The sequence below is a fragment of the Caballeronia sp. LZ043 genome, assembly GCF_031451075.1.
Classification (GTDB): Bacteria; Pseudomonadota; Gammaproteobacteria; order Burkholderiales; family Burkholderiaceae; genus Caballeronia.
This window is the reverse complement of sequence record NZ_JARUXT010000022.1, coordinates 1-4,498: the sequence shown is the minus strand read 5'-3', so window position 1 is coordinate 4,498 and position 4,498 is coordinate 1. Positions and strand designations below refer to the sequence as shown.

Annotated in this window: 5 protein-coding genes; 3 read left to right on the top strand and 2 right to left on the bottom strand. The window is 58.5% G+C overall.

Annotated features, from left to right (window positions below; genetic code table 11):
* The 3 genes from QCE64_RS36120 to QCE64_RS36110 all read left to right on the top strand — a co-directional run.
* A partial coding sequence (locus tag QCE64_RS36120) for a hypothetical protein (RefSeq protein ID WP_310009125.1) occupies positions 1-266 on the top strand: 266 nt, incomplete at its 5' end.
* A 634-nt stretch (positions 267-900) separates the two neighbouring features.
* Positions 901-1,722 (top strand): LysR substrate-binding domain-containing protein, encoded by an 822-nt coding sequence (locus QCE64_RS36115; RefSeq protein ID WP_310009124.1) that lies wholly within the window; start codon positions 901-903, stop codon positions 1,720-1,722.
* Positions 1,723-1,861: 139 nt separating this feature from the next.
* Positions 1,862-2,110 (top strand): DUF4148 domain-containing protein, encoded by a 249-nt coding sequence (locus QCE64_RS36110; protein ID WP_310009123.1) that lies wholly within the window; start codon positions 1,862-1,864, stop codon positions 2,108-2,110.
* Positions 2,111-2,336: 226 nt separating this feature from the next.
* Here the strand turns inward: QCE64_RS36110 and QCE64_RS36105 are convergent, their stop codons facing one another.
* Both QCE64_RS36105 and QCE64_RS36100 read right to left on the bottom strand, forming a co-directional pair.
* A complete protein-coding gene (locus tag QCE64_RS36105) occupies positions 2,337-3,176 on the bottom strand; it encodes a class II aldolase/adducin family protein (RefSeq protein ID WP_310009121.1) in 840 nt (279 codons plus the stop codon).
* 49 nt (positions 3,177-3,225) lie between these two features.
* Positions 3,226-4,311: a porin gene (locus QCE64_RS36100; protein WP_310009119.1), complete on the bottom strand. Its 1,086-nt coding sequence runs from the start codon at positions 4,309-4,311 to the stop codon at positions 3,226-3,228.
* Positions 4,312-4,498: the final 187 nt, after the last annotated feature.

Here is a 4,498-nt window from a genome sequence, read left to right as displayed (position 1 = left end):
ATGAGTGGCTGATGGCGCAGCGCAAACTCGTTGCGGAGGGCTCGGCGATTGCGAAGGCGCTGGACTACAGCCTGAAACGATGGGGCGCACTCACGCGCTGGACGCGCTGCGTCAGCCAATTTCCGCGTGCGAGAAGCAAGCCTAAGCAAGCAAAACCTCGGCCTCGTCACTACCGGTTTTTTCCTTCCACCCTATCTGATTCATCTCTACATTACTTCAGCACGAGATTTTTTCTGATGATGTTCAGAAATCGAAGTGGTTCATGATGTGCGTCGACATCGGAGCCTGCGCTACCATCGCTCCTCGCGCTTTGACCGGCACGAACAGAAACTTTCGCTATTCCTTCCAAACTCAACCGCTGGAGCAGGCTGAAACGCGCGCGCTCGGCGCGAATGTAGGCCGTCGCGGACAAGGATCTCGACGTTATCTGCGCATGGCGGTCACGCTCTTTGAACACTAAGACCACTTTCGACGACTATCGCGAGGAGGTCAGGCGCCTCCTGCTTTAGTCGGTCGTGATGTTCCGCAAACCGCTTTTCTCGCTCACACACGAGGACTGCGAGAGCTAGCATCGCGTCTTGGCCGATCAACAACCGACGGCAACCCGGGTGATAGAACGAGGAGGCAACGATGCATGCGGCGCCTGTTCTATCAGCCACGGTCACCCACGAGAAAATATCAGAGCGTCCACATTCCCAAAGCGGATGTCACAAGATTGCGATACGGGCCACGTAAACCTCCCTTACGCCGCAACATCGTATTGCATTAGCATGCTTAATATATTTGAGCTTGCAGAGCAGCGGGCGGCGAACCATCTTGTCGCCACCCCCGCGACTCATTCGCCCGCGCGCTCAAGGAGACAGACACACAATGAGCCTTATCAACCTGGATCTGGAACTGTTGCGCACGTTCGTTGCCATTGTCGAACGCGAATCGTTTGCGGCCGCTGCCGATTCGGTGCATCGCACCCAATCGGCGGTAACGCAGCAGATGCAGCGCCTCGAAGCGCAGCTCAGCAAGACGCTCTTCCACAAGCGCGGGCGGGAAAAACGTCTCACGGAAGACGGCCTGAAATTGCTTGAGTATTCGCGCCGCCTGCTCGCGCTGAACGACGAAGCGTGTTCCGCCATTGCGGGCTCTACATTGACCGGAGAGGTGCGGCTCGGCGCGCCTGCAGATGTAGCCGATTCCATGTTGCCCAACCTGCTGCAACGTTTCTCGAAAGCTTTCCCGAGCTTGCGCATGACCATCGATACGGGGCGCACAGCGTTCCTTATGCAGGCCATGAAACGTGGTGAGATCGACATGACGGTGTCGGCTCGCGATCATCCCGAATATCGCAAGATCACGCTGCGCACGTCGCCTACGGTATGGATTTGCGCGGCTGATTACGACTACGACCGCCATCAGCCCCTCGACCTGATCACATCCGACGAACCGAGCCTGTTCAGAACCATGGCCCTCGAGCATCTCGAACGAGCAGGCATTGCGTGGCGCATCCGTTATGTGGCGCCGACCTTGCCGGGCATTCGCGCGGCTTTGCGGGCCAGGCTAGGCGTGGCGGCCCGATCAGTGGAAGTGATGGGCCCCGACTATCGCGTGTTGGGCGAAGCAGACGGGCTACCGCGCCTTCCGGACGTCAGCTACAGCCTTTACCTCGGCCAGTCGCCCAATCCAGCCGCGCGACGTCTATTCGATTCCCTGGAAAGCGTGCGCATCTGAAGCCAACGAGCGCACGCCGGTCTTGCGGGCGAAACACAATCATGCTCTGCAAACTGATTCGATGTAAACCCGTACACTATGCGCTTCACCAGCAGAAGGGCATGCTTGCGCCCTTAAGCCTCGTCGATGGGAGCTCATCATGTCGCTACACGTTGAAGCCGCCGCAGTGATAGTCTGCGCCCTGCTTCCCGCCCTCGCTCAAGCCGAAAACAGTCCATCGATCACGCGCGCACAAGTTGGTCATGAATTGCTTGTGCTCGAACAGCACGGCTATCAGCCGAATCGGGACGACTATCCGGTCACGCTCGAGCAGGCGCGCCAGGCCATCGCCCAGCAGCGCAGCGATACAAATGTTTACGGTTTGCCTGCCGGCCGACATCCCGGCTGAAGCCGAAAACGGTGTCAGGCGGAGCGAATCAAGGCTCTCCGCACTGTTCGAATGGCACCAGCCATGACAGCAGCCATTCGAGAGATCGTGCCGCAAGCGACCGCCTGCCGGCCGTATCTTGAACTTGCGGCATGTCAGCACATGGCTCGTACACCATCAACACGACCATTGGAACGGCTGATTCAAAATACAGGAATGCCGTCATGGAGACCTCCCGCTGCGGACACTATTGCTTTCTCTGAGTCTGTTCGAGGCCGAACTGCGCGTGATCCACCCTGGCTTTTTCCTCCGGCGTCATGGTCTTCGCCAGCATGTACTCCCAAGGCCGATTGATATCGAACGCGTCTTCGCCGAACTGTTCGGATGCGTTCATCGGCACGATGTTCTTCGATAGCAGAATCGCTTGGGTCTGCATCCGCGCGTCGGCATCCACGTAGACGGCAAACACGACAGCCTGCTTGATCGAGTGACCGACAACCGTGTCTCCATGCCCTCGCATCAAAATGGCCGGCGCTTTGCCGAGCGCTTTGGCCAGTGCGGCGCCGCGCCTTTCATCGGTGACCTGCATACCGCGCCCATCCTTGCCGCGCGCATCACGGATTTCGAAATTCGGCGTCTCCAGCGGTAGAAAGCCCGCCTGCGCAATCACCGGCCGCAGTGGAATATGCGTCAGGCTCAGTGGAATGACGGATTGCGAATGCGAGTGGACCACGGCCATGACATCCGGCCGTGCCTTGTAGATTTCACCATGGATATAGCGTTCGCCGTTGACTTTGCGACCGCGCGGATCGATCGGCTGGCTATCGGATACCCGCAACGCGAGAACGTCTTCACGCGTCACGAGCGAAGGCGGCATGGCACGCGGCATATAAAAGATGTCCGGGTCCTTCCTCGAACGGGCGCTGATGTGGCCGAAGCCATCGAGCGTGCCCTCGTTCGTCAAGATCAGGTATGCCTGCACGAGTTGGTCTTTCACCGCATCGTCCGGGTCGGCCGGCTCCTGAGCACACACTTGATTCATCATCGCCGAGAGCATCACCACAGCCAGCATCCACCTGCGAATCATCCATCTTCTCCTTGCAAGATCAAACGTTATCGGTCCCGCCGCTCACGAATCAGAAGCGCGTGCGGATGCCTACCATTGCGCCTGTTTGGACGGCGCCTGTCGTGACCGTATTGAAGCCCGCGAAGCCGAGACTGCTGTGCTTCTTGTTCAGGATGGTTCCAAGCTGCACGTAGACGTCGGTGCGCTTCGACAGCAGGTAACTGGCGAGAATCGAGAGCATCAGCGGATTGCCTTGACCAGTATTACGGTCGTCCTGATAGAAGAGATCCGAACTCACGTTTAAGTCCGGCCTGATCGTGTAACGCGCGGCGACCCAGTAAAGCGACGAATACAGATTCTGCCCAGGCTGTTTCTGTCCGTAGAAGCGATAGGCCGCATAGAGCTGTACCGGTTCGAGATCCACCGATACACCCACGCCATAGCGCTGCGTCTTGACGCCCTGTGTCGCGATTGCATTGCCGTTCTGCTGATCGAAGAGCAATCCCAATGTGCCGATACCGCGGTTGTATGTGACAAAGAGGCTTTCTTCCTTGCCCACGCGATAGGCGCCGGCAACCGGACCGGCTCCGCTCACGCTGTCATAGCCGAAGCTATACAGCTGCTCGACCATCAACTTGCCACCCAGCACGCCGAACTTGCCGACATAGCGAAGCGAGTTGTCGGCGCGACTCACGAAAGCAAGGTCGTACACCACGCTCGAATAGATCGCCGGGCCGACTGGATCGAACCACACGCTAAAGTCATAGACCCCGGTCACATGACGACCCATGGTGAAAGTTCCGTAAGGCGAATCGATGCCCACGTACGATGAACGTCCAAACAGACGTCCCGAGTTGTTGGCCGTTCCCTTGGTCGCGTCGAAGCCGTTTTCCAGAACGGCGATTGCCGCATAGTTGCCGCCGAGATCTTCACGCACGCGCAACCCCCAACGCGATGTCTGCGCTCCGCCCGATACCGCGGAAAACGTCGAGCCGGCTTTGCCACCCGCGGCAACGTTGTGGTTGGTGAACTGCACGCCGACATCGACGATGCCGTACAGCGTGACCGACGATTGCGCGTCGGCCGTTGCTGGCGCCAGTACCGTTGCAGCCGTGATCGCGGTTGCCACAGAAACGCCCATCCATGATGTTTTCATTTGTCTGTCTCCGATATTTTTTGTTTTACTGCTGCGCACCGCCGTTCGTACCGATGCGACTCCCTCAATGTCACGCTATGCGCTCGTCTCGCCACTCGCTTCTTCGAGCGTCTTCTGGCGTGAATCGACCTTCACGGTCACAACCAGGATCACCGCCGCCACCACCAGCGGCATCGTGAACCAGTAG

What these genes read in the sequence shown, in the direction of transcription:
- QCE64_RS36100 (WP_310009119.1), bottom strand. Translation starts at nt 4,311, where the DNA reads ATGAAAACATCATGGATGGGCGTTTCTGTGGCAACCGCGATCACGGCT.
- QCE64_RS36110 (WP_310009123.1), top strand. Translation starts at nt 1,862, where the DNA reads ATGTCGCTACACGTTGAAGCCGCCGCAGTGATAGTCTGCGCCCTGCTT.
- QCE64_RS36105 (WP_310009121.1), bottom strand. Translation starts at nt 3,176, where the DNA reads ATGATTCGCAGGTGGATGCTGGCTGTGGTGATGCTCTCGGCGATGATG.